The following is an 18,230-nucleotide window of genomic DNA, read 5'->3' on the forward strand; positions in this document are numbered from 1 at the left end:
AGAACCCCTCGACAAGGTTCATCGTCCCAGTTCAGAAGGCACTTTCGCGTTACCAGCCACCAATCGACGCCGACCCAACCGAAACGGCGAGGCTAGCTGTATCAACTAGCGGTTTCCTACGGTGCTGGAGCAGGTGGCGACGAGGTCGCCCATGCCGGCGAGTCCGGCGAGGGTCTGCGGGTCGGCGCCCATGGCCTGGGCGAGGCGGGTGGTCTCGGCCAGGCCGCGGGTGATGAGCGCGGCCTTGGTGTTGTCGCCGAGGCCGTGGCCGTCGGCGATGCCTACGGCCAGGGCGATGACGTTCTTGACCGCTCCGCCGAGTTCGCAGCCGATGACGTCGGTGCTGGTGTAGGGGCGGAAGTACGGGGTGTGGCAGGCGGCTTGGAGCCGCAGGACGACCTGGGGGTCCGCGCAGGCGATGACGCTCGCGGCGGGCTGCCGGCGGACGATCTCGCCGGCGAGGTTGGGGCCGGAGAGGACCGCGATCCGCTCGGGCTCCGCGCCTGTGATGTCCGCGATGACCTCGCTCATCAGTTTGGCCGTGCCGAGTTCGACGCCCTTCATCAGTGAGACGAGCACGGTGTCGTCCGCGATGAGCGGGGCCCAGAGCATGAGGTTGGATCGCAGGGTCTGGGCAGTGACAGCAAGGACCGCGACGTCGGCGTCCTTGGCGGCCTCGGCCGCATCAGTGGTCGCGGTGATCTTTTCCGGCAGGGGCACGTGCGGGAGGTAGCCGGGGTTGGCGCGGGTGGTGTTGATGGCGTCGACCAGGCCGGGGCGGCGGCCCCACAGCATCACGTCGCATCCTGCGTCAGCCAGGATCATGGAGACCGCTGTGCCCCAGGATCCAGCTCCGTAGAAGGCCACACGAGTCGGCATCGGCCTACCTACCTGCCTTTCGTTCTGTGCCCCCGGCACGGCGCTGTCGGGCCGTGGCGTGCGAGCACCTTTCCTCGCCGCCGGGCCGCCTCAGCGTAACGGTGACCGAGCGTCGGTCCCCGATGGTCCGTGATCTTGTGCGGGCTTCGGTGAGCATGCTCTGGGCCTGGTCGTCGCCGAGGTGGCGCCGCAGGTCCGCCTCGTGGTCAGTCCATAGCTCGTAGAGGGAGTCAGCGAGAGCGAGCAGCCGTACGAGTTACGGCTGACCGAAGAGAGCAGGGCCAGCATCCCCGTCACCTGAATCGGGCGGCCGAGTCCCAGCAAAAGAAGGATCTCTCCGGCCCCTCACCTCCTCGCTGGACAAGGCATTCGCGTCCTGCGGTGGCGGCCGCGGCTGCGTCTTCGCCTGGATGGCACGTGCTGTGCCGGTGTCCGGCGGGGGGCTTTATAGCACGTGATCGCCGGTTTCGGTAACCGGGGAATCTTCGGAGACTTGAAGGGTGACTTACCCCCACGCACCCCCTCCGCCACCCGCACACCGCCGCTGCCCGTCCCGCCACCTTCCCAGGACTCCATGACCACCCCCTCCACCCCGCCCGAAGCAACCACCACCGCCGAGTCAGCCACTCTGCTGCCCGGCCCCTGGTATTCGACCGAGGAACTCGCCAGCATCCTCCGCGTCGATCCCTCCACCCTCCGCCGCTGGCGCACCGCACACCCCCGCCAAGGCCCCCCGTACGTCCGCGTGAGCAAGCGCGTCATCCTCTACAGCGCCCGCGATGTCGAACACTGGATCGCCCAGCGCCGCATCTCCCCCGGGCCGGCCGCCTGATGCCCCACACCGAGTCCGTCCCCCTCGGCGTGCGCGTCTCCAGCGACATCGAGCACCGCCCCGACCGCCCCTCCCCCTACCGCGCCCGCGTCCGCTGGTTCGACCCCGTCAGCAAACGCCGCAAGTCCCTCTCCGCCGGCAAGGACACGCACGACCAGGCCGAGGAATGGGTCACCGACATCCTCAAGGCCGCCCAGGCCGGGATCGCCCCGAACGTGGCCACCATGTCCCTCGCCGAGTACGGCACCGCCAACATGGACCTCGCCCTGCGCGGCCTGGAACTCAAAACCCTCGCCCCCTACCTCGCCGGCTGGCGCCGACGCGTCGTCCCCGCCCTCGGGCACTTCCCCGTCCGTATGATCACCAACGGAGCCGTCGACCGCACGGTCCACGGCTGGATCGCCGACGAGCACAGCCGCTCCACCGTCAAGAACAGCCTCGCCGTCCTCGTACGCGTCATGGAACAAGCCGTCCGCGACGGCCTGATCACCGTCAACCCCGCCCGGGTCACCGGCTGGCAACGCGAGTACAAACAAGCAGAAGACGAACTCGACAACCCCCGCGCCCTCGCCCTACGCGACTGGCCCACACTGCTCCGCCTCGCCGAGGCCCTCGTCGGCCGCTCCCACGGCCACTACCAAGGATGGGGCGAAGTCGTCCTCTTCGCGGCAGCGACTGCGGCCCGCATCGGCGAAGTCTCCGGCGTACGCGTCAGTGACATCGACACCCACACCTGGATCTGGACCATCCGCCGCCAGACCACCCCCGCACCCGGCGGACTCACCGACAAGAACACCAAAGGCAAACGCGCCCGCCAAGTCCCCCTCATCGAAGAAATCCGCCCCCTCCTCGCCCAACGGCTCCTGGCCGCCGGACCCAACCCCAACGCCCGGCTGTTCACCGGACCCCGCGGCGGACGCATCTCCACCGCAGTCCTCCGCGACGCCACCCACTGGGACGAGGTGGTCACCTCACTCGGCCACGAACACCTGCGCCGCCACGATCTCCGCCACACCGGACTCACCTGGTTCGCCGACGCAGGCGTCCCCGCCCACGTCCTCCGCAAAATCGCCGGACACGGCTCCCTCCTCACCACCCAGCGCTACCTCCATCCCAACATGACACAGATAACCAACGCCGGGGCCGCCCTCACCGCACACCTCAACCCCGTCCGCACCCCCGTCAGCCTCGCCGTCCAGCCCGCCCCCGGACACCGCCGCTAGACCGGCTGGTCCCCAACTGGTCCCCAAGAAACACGGAAAGGCGGTACCGGATTTCTCCGATACCGCCTGCGACCTGCGAATACGCTGGTCGGGACGACAGGATTTGAACCTGCGACCCCTTGACCCCCAGTCAAGTGCGCTACCAAGCTGCGCCACGTCCCGATGTGTGGCCTCAGTGGAGGGAGATCCCTCGTCGGCCACGCAAGAGAACATTACCCCACTCCGGACGACGCGAAGACGCGGGCCGTCCGCGCGACAATCGGCGTATGAAGGAGAACCGGCGGGATCGTGACGACGAGGGGCGGGCGCGGAGTGCGCGGCCGCGGGATGGGCTGGGGCGGCCGTTGGCGTATGGGGCTCCGGGGGTGGAGCGGCAGCCCGAGGGCGTGGTCCGTACGCCCGGGGAAACGCTTTCGGAGGCGCAGCGGCTGCTTGACGCGGGGAAGCCGTTCCATGCGCACGAGGTGTTCGAGGACGCGTGGAAGTCGGGGCCCGAGGCGGAGCGGGCGCTGTGGAAGGGGATGGCCCAGCTGGCGGTCGGGCTGACGCACGCCGCCCGGGGGAACGCGACCGGTGGGGCGCGGCTGCTGTTGCGTGGCGCGGAGGCGATCGCCGGGTTCCGGGACCCGTACGGTATCGATGTGCCCGGACTGACCGCCTGGGCCCGGGAGTTGGCGGGGCGGGTGGCGGGCGGGGAAGAGGTGGACGCGGCCCGCGAGGCTCCTCGGCTGACGCCAATCACTCACTGAGCAGGATGACTTCGAGCGTGCGCGGACCGTGTACGCCCTCCACCCGGTCGAGTTCGATGTCGCTGGTCGCGGACGGTCCGGAGATCCAGGTCAGCGGACGGGTGGGGTCGAGCCGGGGCATGGCCTGCGGTACGGAGCCGACCACCTGGTCCGCGGTGCGTACGACACAGATGTGGTGGTCGGGGACGAGTGTGATGCGGCGCCGCCCCTGGTCGGGGGCCGCGTCCAGGACCAGTGTGCCGGTCTCCGCGATGGCCAGGGCGCAGCCGGTGATCACACTGTCCACGACGTCGAGTTCCCGGGCCGTGGCGGTGGGATCGTCCTCGACCCTGATCAGATCGGTGCCCACCGAGGAGAGCGCGGAGAGCCAGAACGCCGGGAGCAGCGGGGGTACGAGGACGGTTCGGGAGCCGCGTTCCGCCAGGAGGCGCGCGATGAGCGCGGGGAGCCCCTCGTTGTCCGTCCGGTGGACGAGCGCGCGGTAGTCGGCGAGGTTCTCGGCGAGCAGGTCGATGACGCGCTCGCCGGGGGTGTGCGTCTCCAGGTAGTCGCGCGCGGCTTCGGGGGCGTCGGGGGCGGCCGCGACGGCGGCACGGATCCTGGCGAGGATCCGCTCCCGGGATCCGCCGCCGCCCGTACCGGTGTCCGAAGCCGCCCCCGTACCAGCGGCCGAAGCCGCCCCCGTACCGATGCCCGAAGCCGCGCCTGCGCCGGTGCTCATGTCCCTGTGTCCTTACGGTTGTTGTGGTGCTTCTTCCACCAGTCGCGGAACGACTCCGGTGGCAGCTCCGGCAGATCGCGCGAGTTGGTCCACGCCCCCGCCCCCGGGAGTTTCGAGGGATGCAGCCGGCGCGTCTTCGACGCGGCCCGCTCCCCCGCCGCCATCACGCGCGGATGGTCGAAGACCCAGCCTGCCGCCTTCATGGCGGCCTTCTCCAGCCGGTGCCCCTTGCCGCCCCGGTCCGCGACCCGCTCGCGGAGATGGACCAGTACCTCGGGGATGTCGATGGCGACGGGACACACGTCATAGCAGGCCCCGCAGAGCGACGAGGCGTACGGCAGCGACGCGTCGATCTTGCTCCCGGTGCCCCGCAGCTGAGGGCTGAGGATCGCCCCGATCGGGCCCGGGTAGACCGAGCCGTACGCGTGCCCGCCCGCCCGTTCGTACACCGGGCAGACGTTCAGACAGGCCGAGCAGCGGATACAGCGAAGCGCCTGCCGGCCGACCTCGTCGGCCAGCGTGTCCGTACGGCCGTTGTCCAGCAGCACCAGGTGGAAGGTGCTCGGGCCGTCCGCGTCATGCGTACCGGTCCACATGCTGGTGTACGGATTCATCCGTTCCGCCGTCGAGGAGCGCGGCAGCGTCTGGAGGAAGACCTCCAGATCCCGCCAGCTCGGCACCACCTTCTCGATGCCCACCACGGAGATCAGCGTCTCGGGGAGCGTCAGACACATCCGTCCGTTGCCCTCCGATTCGAAGACCACGAGCGTGCCGGTCTCGGCGACCATGAAGTTCGCCCCCGAGATGCCGACCTTGGCGCGCAGGAACTTCTCCCGCAGATGCAGCCGTGCGGCCTCGGCGAGTTCGCCGGGGGTGTCGGAGAGGCCGTCGGGCGCCGGTCGGCCCCAGGCGCCCATCCGGTCGCGGAAGATGTCGCGGATCTCGCCCCGGTTGCGGTGGATCGCGGGGACGAGGATATGGGAGGGCCGGTCGTCGCCGAGCTGGACGATCAGCTCGGCCAGGTCGGTCTCGTACGCGGAGATGCCCTCGGCCTCCAGCGCCTCGTTGAGCCCGATCTCCTGGGTCGCCATCGACTTGACCTTGACGACCTCGGTCTCGCCGGTGGCCTTCACCAGCTCCGCCACGATCCGGTTCGCCTCGTCGGCGTCGGCCGCCCAGTGCACCACACCGCCCGCCGCCGTGACCGACTCCTCCAGCCGCAGCAGATAGCGGTCCAGATGGCGCAGCGTGTGGTCCTTGATCCGCTTGCCCGCCTCCCGCAGCAGCGCCCAGTCGTCCAGCTCCGCCACGGCCTTGGCGCGCTTGTCGCGGATGGTGTGGGTGGCGTGCCGGAGGTTGCCGCGCAGCGTCTCATTGCCGAGGGCCTCCTTCGCCGCGACCGGAAACGCCGGCATCCCCAGATACGTACCGCTCATGACCAGGGCTCCTCTTCCGTCGACGCCAGAATCTCCGCGAGATGTACGGGGCGCAGCGGGGCGCCCTCGCGGCTCACGATCCCGCCGAGATGCATCAGACAGGAATTGTCCGCGCCGCAGAGCACCTCGGCCCCCGTGGAGACCGCGTTGCTCACCTTGTCCTGACCCATCGCGGCCGAAACATCGGAGTTCTTCACGGCGAAGGTGCCGCCGAAGCCACAGCACTCGTCCGCGCCCGGCAGCTCCCGCAGCTCCAGCCCCCGTACCGACTCCAGCAGCTTTCGCGGCCGCTCTCCCAGGCCGAGCAGCCGCAGGCCGTGACAGGAGGGGTGGTAGGTGACGGTGTGCGGGAAGTGCGCCCCCACATCCGTCACGCCGACCACGTCGACCAGGAACTCGGTCAGCTCGTATGTCCGTGCGGCGAGCGCGGCCGCGGCCTTGTCGCCGATCTTGGGGTAGTGGTGGCGGACCATGGCCGCGCAGGATCCGGACGGGGTCACCACATAGTCGTAACCCTCGAAGGCCCGGGTCATCCGCCGTACCAGCGGCTCGGTCTCCCGCCGGTAGCCGGTGTTGAACTGGGGCTGGCCACAGCATGTCTGCGCCTCGGGAAAGTCGACTTCGACGCCCAGACGTTCGAGGAGCCGTACGGTCGCGATACCGGTGGCCGGGTAGACGGCGTCATTGACGCAGGTGACGAAAAGGGCGGCGCGCATGGGCGGAGCATATGTCGGGCGCGCGGGTGCGCGGAAGACCCTCGCAGAGGGTGACGGCTCATCAGACATCCGATGGATATGACCATTCTCGGTACGGCGACAAGGCGACCGAGGGACGTGAGGCGGTGGCCGCGGCGCATGGGGCAGACTCGGCGGGGTGAGAAAGATCTATGTCATCGGTATCGGCGTGGGTGACCCCGACCAGCTGACCGTCCAGGCGGTCAAGGCGCTCCGGCGCGTGGATGTCTTCTTTCTGCTCGACAAGGGCGCCCGGAAGTCCGATCTGATCGGGCTCCGACACGAGATCCTTCGCCGCCATGTCGGCGAGCCCGCCGTCCGGTCCGACGACGAGGCCGGCGACAGGTCCGCCGACCGGTCCCGCGACGCGCCCGCGGACGCCCGGGGCTATCGGACGGTCGAGCTCCGCGACCCGGAGCGGGAGCGCCCGGCCGACGGCGCCGGCTACCCCGGGACGGTCGACGACTGGCGGAGCCGGCGCGCCGCCCTCTACGAGCGCGCGATCACCCATGAGCTGAGCGACGGCGAGGGCCCCGACGCGAACGAGGGGCCTGACGGGAACGAGGGCCCTGACAGGAACGACGGGCCCGGCCGGGACAGGACCGGGGCGTTCCTCGTCTGGGGCGATCCCTCCCTGTACGACTCGACGCTCTCCATCCTGGAGGAGATCCTGGCGCGCGGCTCGGTTGGGTTCGAGTACGAGGTCATCCCCGGCATCAGCAGCGTCTCCGCGCTGGCCGCCGGGCACCGGGTCGGACTGAACGGCGTGGGCCGCCCCGTACAGATCACCACCGGTCGCCGGCTCGCCGAGGGCTGGCCGGACGGCGTGGACGATGTCGTGGTGATGCTGGACGCCCACCAGTCCTTCCGGCACCATCTGGCGGCCGATCCGGTCATCCACTGGGGCGCCTACGTGGGCACGGAAGACGAGATCCTGGTCTCCGGACGGCTCTCCGAAGTGGCGGACAGGATCGGGGAGCTGCGGTCCGAGGCGCGCGCACGCAAGGGCTGGATCATGGACACGTATCTGCTGCGCCGGGACCCGGACCTGTCCGGCGGGTCTCCGCGGGACAGGCCCTGAGGACCACCACGGCCGGACCGCCACGCCCGGCCGTGGTGAAACGTTCAAAACGTTCAAGACGCACAAGACGTTCGAAGGCACTTCTCGGTCAGCTCCGCCCCACGAAGTCCCAGGCGCCCTGCCCGGCCCGGTACACCACGAAGCCCGGCTCCGTGCGGAGATACTCCGCCCCGCCCGGCGCCTTCACCAGTTCGGGGCGCTCGGCCGGTACATGGATCTCCGCCGTCGCGCCGACCGGCACCCGCACCGAGAGCCGCAGATCACGCCCTATCGCCGACCAGGCCACCGAGGCCGTGCCACGTACCGTACGGATCTCGGTGCGCGCCCAGGTGACTCCGGTCCGGCCGTCGGGCCGTACGGTGAAGGTCCGGTATCCCGCGTCCCCGGGGCGCAGTCCCGCCACGTTCTCGTACAGCCACTGGACGACCGTGCCCTGGAAGTAGTGATCGCGTGAGCGCGAGTCGACCGGCCACATCTCCCACATCGTGTCGGCGCCGTTGTCGAACCAGTAGCCCCAGCTCGGGTACGTACGCTGGGTGGCGATGGCGTGCGCGACCTCGGGGCGGCCGTGTTCGCACAGGACGCGCAGCAGCACGCTCGTGCCCAGCGCGCCGGTGTTGAGGTGGTCGCCGCGGGCGGCGATGTCGGCGACGAGACTGTCGAGCACCGACGCGCGGGCGCCGCTCGGGACCAAACCGAAGGCGAGCGGCAGGGCGTTGGAGGTCTGCCGGTAGCCGGGGTCCTTCGCGGTCCGGTAGTGGCCGGACGCGCGGTCCAGGAACGCGGCGTTGAGGGCGTCCTTCAGTCCGGCGGCTGCCGTACGGTATCGGTCCACGACCTCGCCGTGTCCCAGCAGTTCGCCCAGCTCGGCCGTCTGGGTCAGCGCGCGGTGCAGATACGCCGTCGCCGTGAGCCGGGTGTCCTCGGGCGGGTTGCCCCCGTACCCCGGCGGCAGGTAGTCGCCGAGTGCCGTGATGGCGAGGCCGTCCTCCAGCCGGTCCAACTCCCAGTCCAGATAGGCGGTCAGGGTGGGCCAGTGCTCGCGCGCCACCCGGTCGTCGCCGTAGATCCGGTACATCTCCCGCACCAGGAACGGGTATACGGTCGTCCACTCCGGGGAGGGGCCGAGGTCGCCGTAGCCCCAGCCGCCGCTGGGTACGATCACCGGCAGCTGGCCGTCGGGATTCTGACTGTCCATCAGGTCGCCGAGCCACTTCGCCAGGAAGCGGTGGACTCCGAAGGCGTACGCCATGATGGGCGCGCCGAGCTGCGCGTCGCCCGTCCAGCCGTTCTTCTCGTACATGGGGGTGTCGGTCGGTATGCCGTGCAGATTGTTCAGCAGGGTGCGGCGCATCGCCCGGTCGAGCTGACCGTAGAAGGGCTCCGAGCAGTCGAAGGAGCTGACCTCGGCCACTTTCGTATGGACGACCCGGCCCAGCACATCGGCGGGGCGGGGGCGGCTCGGCAATCCGCTGACCTGGACATAGCGGAAGCCCTTGTACGAGAACGACGGCTCCCAGACCTCGGCCTCTCCCCCGCCGGACCCACTGCCGTCGCTCCCTGCGCCGCCCGCGCAGATGTACTCGTCGCGCTGGAACCGTCCCGGAACATGCCCGGTCTCGGCGTGGACGCTCCCGTCCGCCGTGAGCTTCTCGCCGTGGACGAGCTGGACGACGGTGCCGGCCGGGGCCCGTACGGTCAGCCGGGTCCAACCCGCCGTCGTGCGGCCCATGTCGACGACATACACCCCGGGTCGCAGCTCGGTGATCGCGGTGGGGGTGAGGGTCTCGATGATCTCGATGGGGTCGTGCGGCTGCGCGCGCAGGGTGCCCTTGGGCGCCGTCTGGGGGTTCGGGGCGCGCCAGGAACTGTCGTCGAAACCGGGCACGGTCCAGCCCTTGGGGGCCAGCCGGGCGTCGTATGTCTCGCCCGCGTAGAGCGAGTTGGTGAGTGTGGGGCCTTCGGTGATGCGCCAGTCGGTGTCGGAGACGACGGTGGTGCGGGAGCCGTCGGGGTGCTCGGCCTCCAGCCGGCACAGCAGCCGGGGTTCGCCGTGCCACGGCGGCTGGTGCCAGCTCCACACATTGGGGGTGGTCATGCCGTAGAAGCCGCGGCCCAGGGTCACACCGATGGCGTTGTCGCCGCGCCGCAGCAGCGAGGTCACGTCATGGACGGCGTACATCACGGTCTCGTCGTAGTCGGTGAAGGCCGGGTCGAGCACCTGACTGCCGACCCGCTTCCCGTTCAACTCGGCTGTGTAGTAGGCGAGTCCGCTGATGTAGAGCCGGGCCCGGCTGACCGGCTCGGCCACGGTGAACTCGCGGCGCAGCAGGGGCGCGGGCGCCTCGGGCGCCGCGATCGAGACACCGCTTCCCCAGGGGCCCTGGCCGTAGGGGGCGAGTACGGCCGCCGCGGTCCAGCCGCTGTCGTCGAAGCCCGGCTGCTCCCAGCCCTGTTGCTCGGTTCCGGCGGCGCGCCAGCCGGCTCCGGTGACCAGCTCGTGCCGGGTGCCCCGGGCGGTTTCGACGAGCAGCCGTACGAGCAGTCCCGCCGGGTTGACGGAGACCGCGCCGCGGTTGGCCGCGAGGGCGGCGAGGACGATCCGGCCGCCGGTGGCGGACCGCACGGCCTCGGTGACATCGCCCACCTGTCCGGTGCGCCAGCCGTCCACCCGCTCGGGCGCGTGCAGCACCTGCCGGCCGTTGAGATGGAGGGTGAAATCGTCATCGGCCGTGGCGAGGACGGTCGCCCGCGCGACGTCCTCGCCCCGTGCGCCGGGCGGCAGTTCGAGTCCGCCGCGGAACCACCGGGCGCCCACGGGGGCGTTGCCGGTGGTCGCTCCCTCGGTGCAGATCCAGGACGCGCCGTCGAAGCCGGGTGGTTCCGGTGCCTGGTCGGCGCCTATCCAGCGCGCCTGCCACGGCTCGCCGCCGAGCGCGGTCTCCCACCAGCCGGCCGTGCTCCACGGTGAGACATGTCCGTCGCCGTCCCAGACGCGGACCTGCCAGTGGCAGCGGGTACGGGGCGGCAGTCCGGGGCCCGCGTAGGGCACGGCGACGCCGCGGTCGGAGGCCACACGGCCGGTGTCCCAGAGGAGTTCACGGCCGGCCGCGAGAGCGCGCGGATCGGTCGCGGCCCGGATCTGATAGGCACTCTGGCGGGCGCCCCTGGCGCCCGATTCGCCGCTCAGCTCCCAGGACAGCAGAGGGGCCGCGACATCGGTGCCGAGGAGCCGCTCGGTGTACTCGACCGTGGCGGTGGCGACACGGAGCCCGCCTCGCCGCCCGCCCGTTCCCGAAGAGCCGCCGGACGGCGCGCCCGCGGCGGGGGAGGCGGCGGCGAGTCCCGCGATCCCCACCCCCGCGCCCGCCACGGAGGTGTGCAGAAGACCTCGGCGTGTCCAGCCCATGCCCATCGCGGCTCCCCTTGGATTGAAACGTTTCATGTCGTGCGGGCATCGTAGGGCCGACCGCGTCCGCGCTACAAGAGGTGTGCGCGGGGCCCCTGGTGAGGGCGAGCCGCGAGGGAGCCCCGCACCACTCCGCGCCCGGACCCCGACTCCGCTGTCGGGTCGAGGATTTTTGCGTTGGTCTCCAAAATTTGCGCGAATTCATAGACTTCTTGTAAGCCAACTTCTAGCCTTTTCGCGTCCGCAGAGTCCCGACGAGCCGCAAGGACGTATGTCTGTGACACTCCCCACCGGACCCCCACGAAGCCGCCTGCTCCGGCGCGGCATCTCCGCATCGGTATCCCTCGCACTCGCCGTGGCCGGGACGGCCGCGGCGGTGGTGCTCTCCACCGCACCCGCCGCCCAGGCGGCGGCGGTCCCCGCCCCCTCCCCCATCAATGTCCCCGGCCGCGGCGCCACGGTGCCGTTCAAGGAACAGGAAGCCGAGTACGCCGCCACCAACGGCTCCCTGATCGGCCCCAACCGCCTCTACGGCACGCTGCCCTCGGAAGCCTCGGGCCGGCAGGCCGTGACGCTCGACGCGGTGGGTGAGTATGTGGAGTTCACCCTCACCGCCCCGGCGAACGCGATGTCGTTCCGCTACTCGCTGCCGGACAACGCGGCGGGCACCGGCCGGGACGCGACCATCGATCTACGGGTCAACGGCACGTCCCTCAAGAGTGTGCCCGTGACCTCCAAGTACGGCTGGTACTACGGCGGTTACCCGTTCAACAACAACCCGGGTGACACGAACCCGCACCACTTCTACGACGAGACCCGCACCATGTTCGGGTCGACGCTGGCGGCCGGTACGAAGGTCCGGCTCCAGGTCTCCTCGACCGCCGCGTCGCCCACGTTCACCATCGACCTCGCCGACTTCGAGCAGGTGGCCGCGCCGATCGGTAAGCCCGCGGGCGCCCTCGACGTGGTGAGCGACTTCGGCGCGGACCCGAGCGGCGCCGCCGACTCGACGGCCAAGATCCAGGCGGCGGTCGACGCGGGCCGTACCCAGGGCAAGGAGGTCTACATACCGCAGGGCACCTTCCAGGTGCGCGACCACATCATCGTCGACAAGGTCACCCTGCGCGGTGCGGGTCCCTGGTACAGCGTGCTGACGGGACGTGATCCGTCCGACCGCAGCAAGGCCGTCGGTGTCTACGGCAAGTACGCCAACGCGGGCGGCAGCAGCAATGTCACCCTCAGGGACTTCGCCATCATGGGCGACATCCGTGAGCGCGTGGACAACGACCAGGTCAACGCCATCGGTGGCGCCATGTCCAACTCGGTCGTCGACAACGTCTGGATGCAGCACACCAAGTGCGGCGCCTGGATGGACGGCCCGATGGACAACTTCACCATCAAGAACAGCCGCATCCTCGACCAGACCGCGGACGGCGTCAACTTCCACATGGGCGTCACCAACTCGACGGTCACCAACACCTTTGTGCGCAACACCGGTGACGACGGGCTGGCCATGTGGGCCGAGAACGTCCCGAACGTGAAGAACAAGTTCACGTTCAACACCGTGATCCTGCCGATCCTGGCCAACAACATCGTCACGTACGGCGGCAGGGACATCACCATCTCCGACAACGTCATGTCGGACACCATCACCAACGGCGGCGGGCTGCATATCGCCAACCGCTACCCCGGCGTCAACTCCGGTCAGGGCACAGCGGTCTCCGGAACCACCACCGCCGCGCGCAACACCCTGATCCGGGCCGGAAACAATGACTACAACTGGCGCTTCGGCGTCGGCGCGATCTGGTTCAGCGGTCTCAACGAACCGATCAACGCCACCATCAACGTCACCGACAGCGAGGTCCTGGACAGCTCCTACGCCGCCATCCATCTGATCGAGGGCGCGACGAACGGGCTGCACTTCAACAATATCCGGATCGACGGCGCCGGTACGTACGCGCTCCAGATCCAGGCGCCGGGCACCGCTTCCTTCACCAATGTGACCGCCACCCATATCGCGCAGTCCAACCCGATCCACAACTGTGTGGGCAGCGGATTCCAGATCACCCAGGGCACCGGCAACTCGGGCTGGTACGCCAACCCGCCCGCGTGCACCGGCACCTGGCCCGACCCGGTGTGGACCAACGGCGGTGTGCCGGGCGGTCCCACCAACCCGCCCACCGACCCGCCGACCGATCCGCCCACCGATCCGCCGACGGACCCGCCGACGGACCCGGGCAATCTCGCGCAGGGCCGTCCGGTCACCGAGTCCGGGCACGCCGATGTGTACGGCGCGGCCAACGCGGTCGACGGCAACCCCAACACGTACTGGGAGAGCACCAACAACGCCTTCCCACAGACGATCACCGTGGACCTCGGCGCGTCGAAGGCGGTCAAGCGGGTGGTGCTGAAGCTGCCTCCGGCGTCGGCCTGGGCGACCCGCACCCAGACGCTCAGTGTGTCGGGGAGCACCAACAACTCCTCGTACAGCACGCTCAAGGCGTCGGCGGGCTACACCTTCAACCCGGCCGGCGGTAACACCGCGACGGTCACTCTGGACGGGACCCCGACCCGCTATCTGCGGGTGACGGTCACGGGCAACACCGGCTGGCCGGCCGCGCAGCTCTCCGAACTGGAGGCGTACACCAGCTGAGCAGCTGTACAACTGAGCCGCGAACAACACGTGAGAACGCCCGGCCGGGAGATCCCGGCCGGGCGTTCTCGCGTACGGCTCGCGTCAGGAGGCGCCGCCCCGACCGCCTCCGTCCGGGCCGTGGATGTCGTACGTATTCAGCCGCCCGCACATGCCGAACCTGCCGTGGGCCGCCGGGAGTCGGGTGTGCAGACCCGCCTCGGCCAGATACGAGGCGTCACCGGCGGCCAGCCGGTCGAGCTGGGCTCCGGTCTGCCGGGCCGCCTCGGCCGCGCCCGCCTCCCAGCGTGCCCGCCACTGCGCCACCCGGGGCCGTACGAGCGCGGCCGCCGAGCGCTGGAAGTCGTGCAGGGGCCGCTGATCGCCCGCCTCCCACGCCGTGCGCAGCGCCATGAATCCCTCGATCGCGAGATCACGCCGGCGGCGCGCGGCGGCGGCCTGCTCGGGCTCCGCCGCGTCCGGGATGCGCACGGCGCGCGCGTAGGTGTCCGGGTCGGTGAGGTACCGGGGCGGCAGCGTCAGTACGGCGTCCCCGGCCTCGGGCAGACCGTTGTTCTGCATCAGGACGACGATCCGCAGCCCGTCCTCGTTGACGAGCCGGTGGATGGTGCCGGGCGTGAACCACACCAGCGCCCCTGGCGCCAGTGGTGTGGTGTCGGGGCCCGCGGGGCCGAGTGTCTGTACGGCGCCCCGGCCCTCGGTCACCACATACGCCTCGGAACAGGTGAGATGCAGATGCGGGGTGCCACCGCGCACTCCGTCGGGGGACTCCCACTCATACACACTCAGATGCGAGACCGCGACCGCACCGGGGAGTCCGGCGAACCCCGTCGCCGGGCTCACCATGACGGCCGCTCACGGTATGTCTTTTGCGTCACCGGATCCTTCGCCCCCCTCGGACAGCAAGCGCTTTCTACGAGGAACGTAGGGTGCGCGTACAACGATGTCAACGGGTCGGATCGAGCTGGGCGCACGGGCCGCCGGCCCTTTGGAGCACCGCTCCGGGCCTCCGCGTCAGGTCGAGACCCGGCGGCGCTCCAGGTCGAATACGGCCTGGACACGCTTGCCGACCGGGACCCGCTCGGCGCCGAGGCGGTCGGACAGCGCGTGAACGATCTCCAGACCGTGACCGCCCAGCCGGCCGGGATCCCGGTCGTAGCGGTGCGGGAGGGTCGAGCTGCTGTCGTACACCGTCACGAGCACCTGCCGGTCCGTGCCCTCCAGCTCCAGCAGATACGGTCCATGGCTGTGCCGCTCGGCGTTGGTGACCAGCTCGCTGACGACCAGCAGCAGATCACCGGTCGTGCGGTCGCCGAGCGCGGCGAACCACTCCGCCTCCAGCTGCTGCAGAAACCGGACAGCGAGCTGCCTGGCCTCGGCTATGCAGCCGGGCGCCCCGCTGAATTCGGCGGCCTTGCGCAGTGGCCGCACGGAATCCGCGAGGGCCGCCAGGGCGGTACCGACAATGGACCGTTCGTTCATAGCTCCTGCCCCGCGCACCGGTGAGGGCGATCGGGGGACCCCCTTCTCGGATCCCCTTATGCCCTTACACGCCGTCGGTATGCCCACCGGTTTCGTGAAGGGCGTCACGTACGTCGGTAAAAGGCGTCACGTACGTCCGTAAAGGGCGTCACGTACGTCCGTAAAGGGCGTCACGTACGTCCGTAAAGGGCGTCACGTACGTCCGTAAAGGGCGTCACGTACGTCCGTAAACGGTGTCGCGTACGTCCGGGAAGGGCGTCATGTACGTCCGGGACGCCGGGCGGCCGGCGTGCTTCGGCGGCGCGCCGCACCGTGAACAAAGGCCAGGTCAGACCCGGTTCACTCGCGGGTGAATCCACCTGGAGGGGATTGCGCCCCGCGCTCCGGAGGAGGACCGTTGGGTACGACCACGGTACTGGTCCGCAGTATCGAGAATCGCCTCGCCAGGACGCCCGGTATGCTCCTATGACCTCTTCTCCTCCTGATCCGCTGACCATCGTCGTCACCACCCCCCGGTCCGACACGGTCGAGATCAGGCTCGACGGCGAGATGGACGACGAGACCTCGTACGAAGTGGTGGACACCGTACGGCAGTTGCTGCGCACCCACCGGGGCGTGAGCCGGCTGGAGCTGCACTGCGGTCCCGCCATGACCGGCGACCCCACGGGGCTGGCCGCGCTGCTGATCATCAGACGTCTCGCGGAGGCCGATGACGTACGCCTCATCCTGACCGGACGCCGGCCACCGCCGGGCTACGGGCCTGTCTGAGACGTGCCGCGAAGTGACCGGGGGCTTTCGCCCCGGTGGCGGCCGGGGGCGCTTTCGCCCGGTGGCGGCCGGGGGCGCTTTCGCCCGGTGGCGGCCGGGGGCGCTTTCGCCCGGTGGCGGCCGGGGGCGCTTTCGCCCGGTGGCGGCCGTACACGCCGGGTCAGGAAGGCCCGTCCAGGACGGACCGTGCCTTCGCGGTGCGTACGGCCGCCGTGAGGGCGTCGATGTCGTACGCGCCGTGGTGACGCCGTCCGTTGACGAAGAAGGTGGGAGTGCCCGACACACCGCTGGTATCGGCGGTCTCGACATCCTCGGCGACCCGCCCGGCCCCCTTGTGCGCCCGCATATCCCGGTGGAACCGTTCGCGGTCCAACCCCAGTTCCTCGGCGTAGCCGAGCAGATCGGCGGCCCGCAGAGCGTCCTGGCGGGCGAGCAGGAGATCGTGCATCTCCCAGAAGGCGCCCTGTGCGGCCGCGGCCTCCACGGCCTCCGCCGCGAGCTGGGCGTTCGGGTGGACGTCGTTGAGGGGCAGATGGCGCCAGACGTAACGGACGTCCCCGAAGTCGGCGAGCAGTTCGCGGATCACGGGCTCGGCCAGCCCGCAGTACGGACACTCGAAGTCGCCGTACTCGACGACGGTCACCGGCGCCTCCCGCGGCCCGCGTACCCGGTCGCGGTCCGGATCCACCGGTTCGGAGAGATCGACGATCATCTCCGCGCTGCCCAGCAGGGCCTTGATCCGCCGGGGCCGTGGCAGCGCCCCGACGACGCGGGCCACGAGCCAGGTCGCGGCGAACGAGCAGATCACCGCCGCGAGAATGCCGATCTTGGCCTGCTCCAGCTGTTCGCTGTCGAAGGCGAGGGTGGCGATCAGCAGCGAGACCGTGAAGCCGACACCGGCGATGGTGCCGCCGGCCGCCGCGGCGCCCCAGCCGACCGGCGGACGCAGCCGCCCGTGGCTCAGCCGGGTCGTCAGCAGCGCGGCACCGAGGATGCCGAGGGGCTTGCCCAGCACATAGCCGCACAGGATGCCGAGGGTGATCGGCGACTCGAAGGCCCGCGCCAGCTGGCTTCCGCTGATGGTGATGCCGGCGTTGGCGAGCGCGAACACGGGCACGATCGCATAACTCGTCCAGGGGTGGTACATCCGCTGGAGCCGCTCGTTCGGGGAGATCGCCGAGGCGATCCCGAGCCGCGCCGTTCGTTCGAGCTCCGGTGTCGGCTGCTCGCGGAAGAGCCGGAACAGTCCGCTCGCCCGCTCCAGATCGCTGCGCGAGGCGGGGTAGGCGAAGGTCACCAGCCCCATCGCCAGACCGGTGACGACCGGGTCCACCCCGGACTCCAGCATCGCCACCCAGACGGCCACCGCCAGCACGCCGTACACCGCGCCCCGGCGCACTCCCCATGTCCGCAGCAGCAGGACGAGCCCGAAGATCACCACGGCCACGATCAGCGCGACCATATGGAGGCGCCCGCTGTAGGCGAACGCGATCACACCGAGCGCCACGAAGTCGTCCACGACGGCGACGGTCAGGATGAAGACCCGCAGCCCACGCGGCAGCCGGGTGCCGAAGACGGCGAGCATGCCCAGCGCGAACGCCGTGTCCGTGGACATGGCGACGCCCCAGCCGTGCACCGAGGCGTGTCCGGCGTTGAAGGCGAGGAAGATGGCGACCGGTACGAGCATGCCGCTGACGCCGGCGAGCATCGGGAGCGCGACCCGTTTCCGTTCGCGCAGTTCCCCCATGTCGTACTCACGGCGGGCCTCCAGGCCGACGACCAGGAAGAACAGCGTCATGAGTCCGCTGTTCACCCACTCGCGCAGCTCCAGCGAGATCCCGGCGGAGCCGATACGGACCGAGAGCGCCGTCCGCCAGAACTCCTCGTACGTACCCGGGCCCGCGTTGGCCCAGACGAGCGCGACGAGGGTCGCGACGAGCAGGACGGCCGCGCTGCCCGTCTCCGTACGCAGGAAGTCACGCAACGGGGTGCGCATCTCGTCGCCGCGCTTGGTCTGGCCGGAGAGGTTCGGGGGCGCCGGGTCCACAGTCACCTCGCCATTCTCCTGCGGCCCCGGCGCCACGGCCCGGTGACCGGGCCCTGTCCGGGTGACGCTGGGCGTGAGCGGCCCCGGCGAGGACACGGGCGGGGCGGCGGGCGATCTGCGCCGCTGGCTGCGACGCCATCCGGAGCTGCGGGACCGGATCTCCCGGGAGCCCGCGGCCGATCCCGCACCGGGGTCCTGCGCCTGAGGCTTGCCCGC

The 18,230-nt window shown here is 70.4% G+C and carries 14 protein-coding genes, 1 tRNA gene and 1 pseudogene; 7 read left to right on the forward strand and 9 right to left on the reverse strand.

Annotated elements, in window-relative coordinates:
* Nucleotides 1-123: 123 nt before the first annotated feature.
* A pseudogene (locus tag ACIRQP_RS32365) lies at nucleotides 124-879 on the reverse strand (NAD(P)H-dependent glycerol-3-phosphate dehydrogenase); the annotation flags it as partial.
* 574 nt (nucleotides 880-1,453) lie between these two features.
* On the opposite strand from ACIRQP_RS32365, the gene ACIRQP_RS32370 reads away from it, so the two are divergent.
* Both ACIRQP_RS32370 and ACIRQP_RS32375 read left to right on the forward strand, forming a co-directional pair.
* Nucleotides 1,454-1,711: a helix-turn-helix domain-containing protein gene (locus tag ACIRQP_RS32370; protein ID WP_403896409.1), complete on the forward strand. Its 258-nt coding sequence runs from the start codon at nucleotides 1,454-1,456 to the stop codon at nucleotides 1,709-1,711.
* On the forward strand, nucleotides 1,711-2,934 hold the full coding sequence (locus ACIRQP_RS32375) for a tyrosine-type recombinase/integrase (RefSeq protein ID WP_403896413.1): 1,224 nt from the start codon (nucleotides 1,711-1,713) through the stop codon (nucleotides 2,932-2,934). Before ACIRQP_RS32370 ends, ACIRQP_RS32375 begins: the two co-directional genes overlap by 1 nt.
* Before the next feature lie 85 nt (nucleotides 2,935-3,019).
* Here the strand turns inward: ACIRQP_RS32375 and ACIRQP_RS32380 are convergent.
* Nucleotides 3,020-3,096: transfer RNA gene (locus tag ACIRQP_RS32380), tRNA-Pro, on the reverse strand.
* A gap of 104 nt (nucleotides 3,097-3,200) precedes the next feature.
* Between ACIRQP_RS32380 and ACIRQP_RS32385 the strand changes: the two genes are divergently transcribed.
* Entirely contained in the window at nucleotides 3,201-3,683 is a 483-nt protein-coding gene (locus ACIRQP_RS32385) for a DUF309 domain-containing protein (protein WP_403896416.1), read from the forward strand.
* Here ACIRQP_RS32385 and ACIRQP_RS32390 read toward each other — a convergent pair.
* Genes ACIRQP_RS32390 through ACIRQP_RS32400 form a run of 3 tightly spaced genes read right to left on the reverse strand, consistent with a single transcriptional unit; the run spans nucleotide 3,673 to nucleotide 6,556 of the window.
* Nucleotides 3,673-4,404: a lactate utilization protein C gene (locus ACIRQP_RS32390; protein WP_403896419.1), complete on the reverse strand. Its 732-nt coding sequence runs from the start codon at nucleotides 4,402-4,404 to the stop codon at nucleotides 3,673-3,675. The genes ACIRQP_RS32385 and ACIRQP_RS32390 overlap by 11 nt on opposite strands.
* Entirely contained in the window at nucleotides 4,401-5,840 is a 1,440-nt protein-coding gene (locus ACIRQP_RS32395; RefSeq protein WP_403896422.1) for a LutB/LldF family L-lactate oxidation iron-sulfur protein, read from the reverse strand. The genes ACIRQP_RS32390 and ACIRQP_RS32395 overlap by 4 nt, the downstream gene beginning before the upstream one ends.
* Nucleotides 5,837-6,556, reverse strand: coding sequence for a (Fe-S)-binding protein (locus ACIRQP_RS32400; protein ID WP_403896424.1), 720 nt, complete (start codon nucleotides 6,554-6,556; stop codon nucleotides 5,837-5,839). Before ACIRQP_RS32400 ends, ACIRQP_RS32395 begins: the two co-directional genes overlap by 4 nt.
* Before the next feature lie 157 nt (nucleotides 6,557-6,713).
* Here ACIRQP_RS32400 and cobF point away from each other — a divergent pair, with 157 nt between their 5' ends.
* A complete protein-coding gene (gene cobF, locus ACIRQP_RS32405) occupies nucleotides 6,714-7,655 on the forward strand; it encodes a precorrin-6A synthase (deacetylating) (RefSeq protein ID WP_403896426.1) in 942 nt (313 codons plus the stop codon).
* A gap of 88 nt (nucleotides 7,656-7,743) precedes the next feature.
* Here cobF and ACIRQP_RS32410 read toward each other — a convergent pair whose 3' ends face one another.
* The gene (locus ACIRQP_RS32410) at nucleotides 7,744-11,064 is read right to left on the reverse strand and encodes a family 78 glycoside hydrolase catalytic domain (RefSeq protein ID WP_403896428.1); all 3,321 of its coding nucleotides are present in this window, start codon (nucleotides 11,062-11,064) and stop codon (nucleotides 7,744-7,746) included.
* Nucleotides 11,065-11,335: 271 nt separating this feature from the next.
* On the opposite strand from ACIRQP_RS32410, the gene ACIRQP_RS32415 reads away from it, so the two are divergent.
* A complete protein-coding gene (locus tag ACIRQP_RS32415) occupies nucleotides 11,336-13,717 on the forward strand; it encodes a discoidin domain-containing protein (RefSeq protein ID WP_403896431.1) in 2,382 nt (793 codons plus the stop codon).
* 84 nt (nucleotides 13,718-13,801) lie between these two features.
* On the opposite strand, the gene ACIRQP_RS32420 is transcribed toward ACIRQP_RS32415, so the two are convergent.
* Nucleotides 13,802-14,563, reverse strand: a complete 762-nt coding sequence (locus ACIRQP_RS32420; RefSeq protein ID WP_403896434.1) for a cupin domain-containing protein — start codon at nucleotides 14,561-14,563, stop codon at nucleotides 13,802-13,804.
* Between the two features lie 168 nt (nucleotides 14,564-14,731).
* A complete protein-coding gene (locus tag ACIRQP_RS32425) occupies nucleotides 14,732-15,199 on the reverse strand; it encodes an ATP-binding protein (protein ID WP_403896437.1) in 468 nt (155 codons plus the stop codon).
* Between the two features lie 465 nt (nucleotides 15,200-15,664).
* Between ACIRQP_RS32425 and ACIRQP_RS32430 the strand changes: the two genes are divergently transcribed.
* Complete coding sequence (locus ACIRQP_RS32430; protein WP_403896440.1) at nucleotides 15,665-15,967, forward strand: STAS domain-containing protein; 303 nt, start codon at nucleotides 15,665-15,667, stop codon at nucleotides 15,965-15,967.
* 160 nt (nucleotides 15,968-16,127) lie between these two features.
* Here ACIRQP_RS32430 and nhaA read toward each other — a convergent pair whose 3' ends face one another.
* Complete coding sequence (nhaA, locus tag ACIRQP_RS32435) at nucleotides 16,128-17,963, reverse strand: Na+/H+ antiporter NhaA (protein ID WP_403896649.1); 1,836 nt, start codon at nucleotides 17,961-17,963, stop codon at nucleotides 16,128-16,130.
* 112 nt (nucleotides 17,964-18,075) lie between these two features.
* On the opposite strand from nhaA, the gene ACIRQP_RS32440 reads away from it, so the two are divergent.
* Nucleotides 18,076-18,219, forward strand: coding sequence for a hypothetical protein (locus tag ACIRQP_RS32440; RefSeq protein ID WP_403896443.1), 144 nt, complete (start codon nucleotides 18,076-18,078; stop codon nucleotides 18,217-18,219).
* The last annotated feature ends 11 nt before the right edge of the window (nucleotides 18,220-18,230 follow it).

The organism is Streptomyces sp. NPDC102274 (assembly GCF_044766385.1).
In the GTDB taxonomy this organism is placed as follows: domain Bacteria; phylum Actinomycetota; class Actinomycetes; order Streptomycetales; family Streptomycetaceae; genus Streptomyces.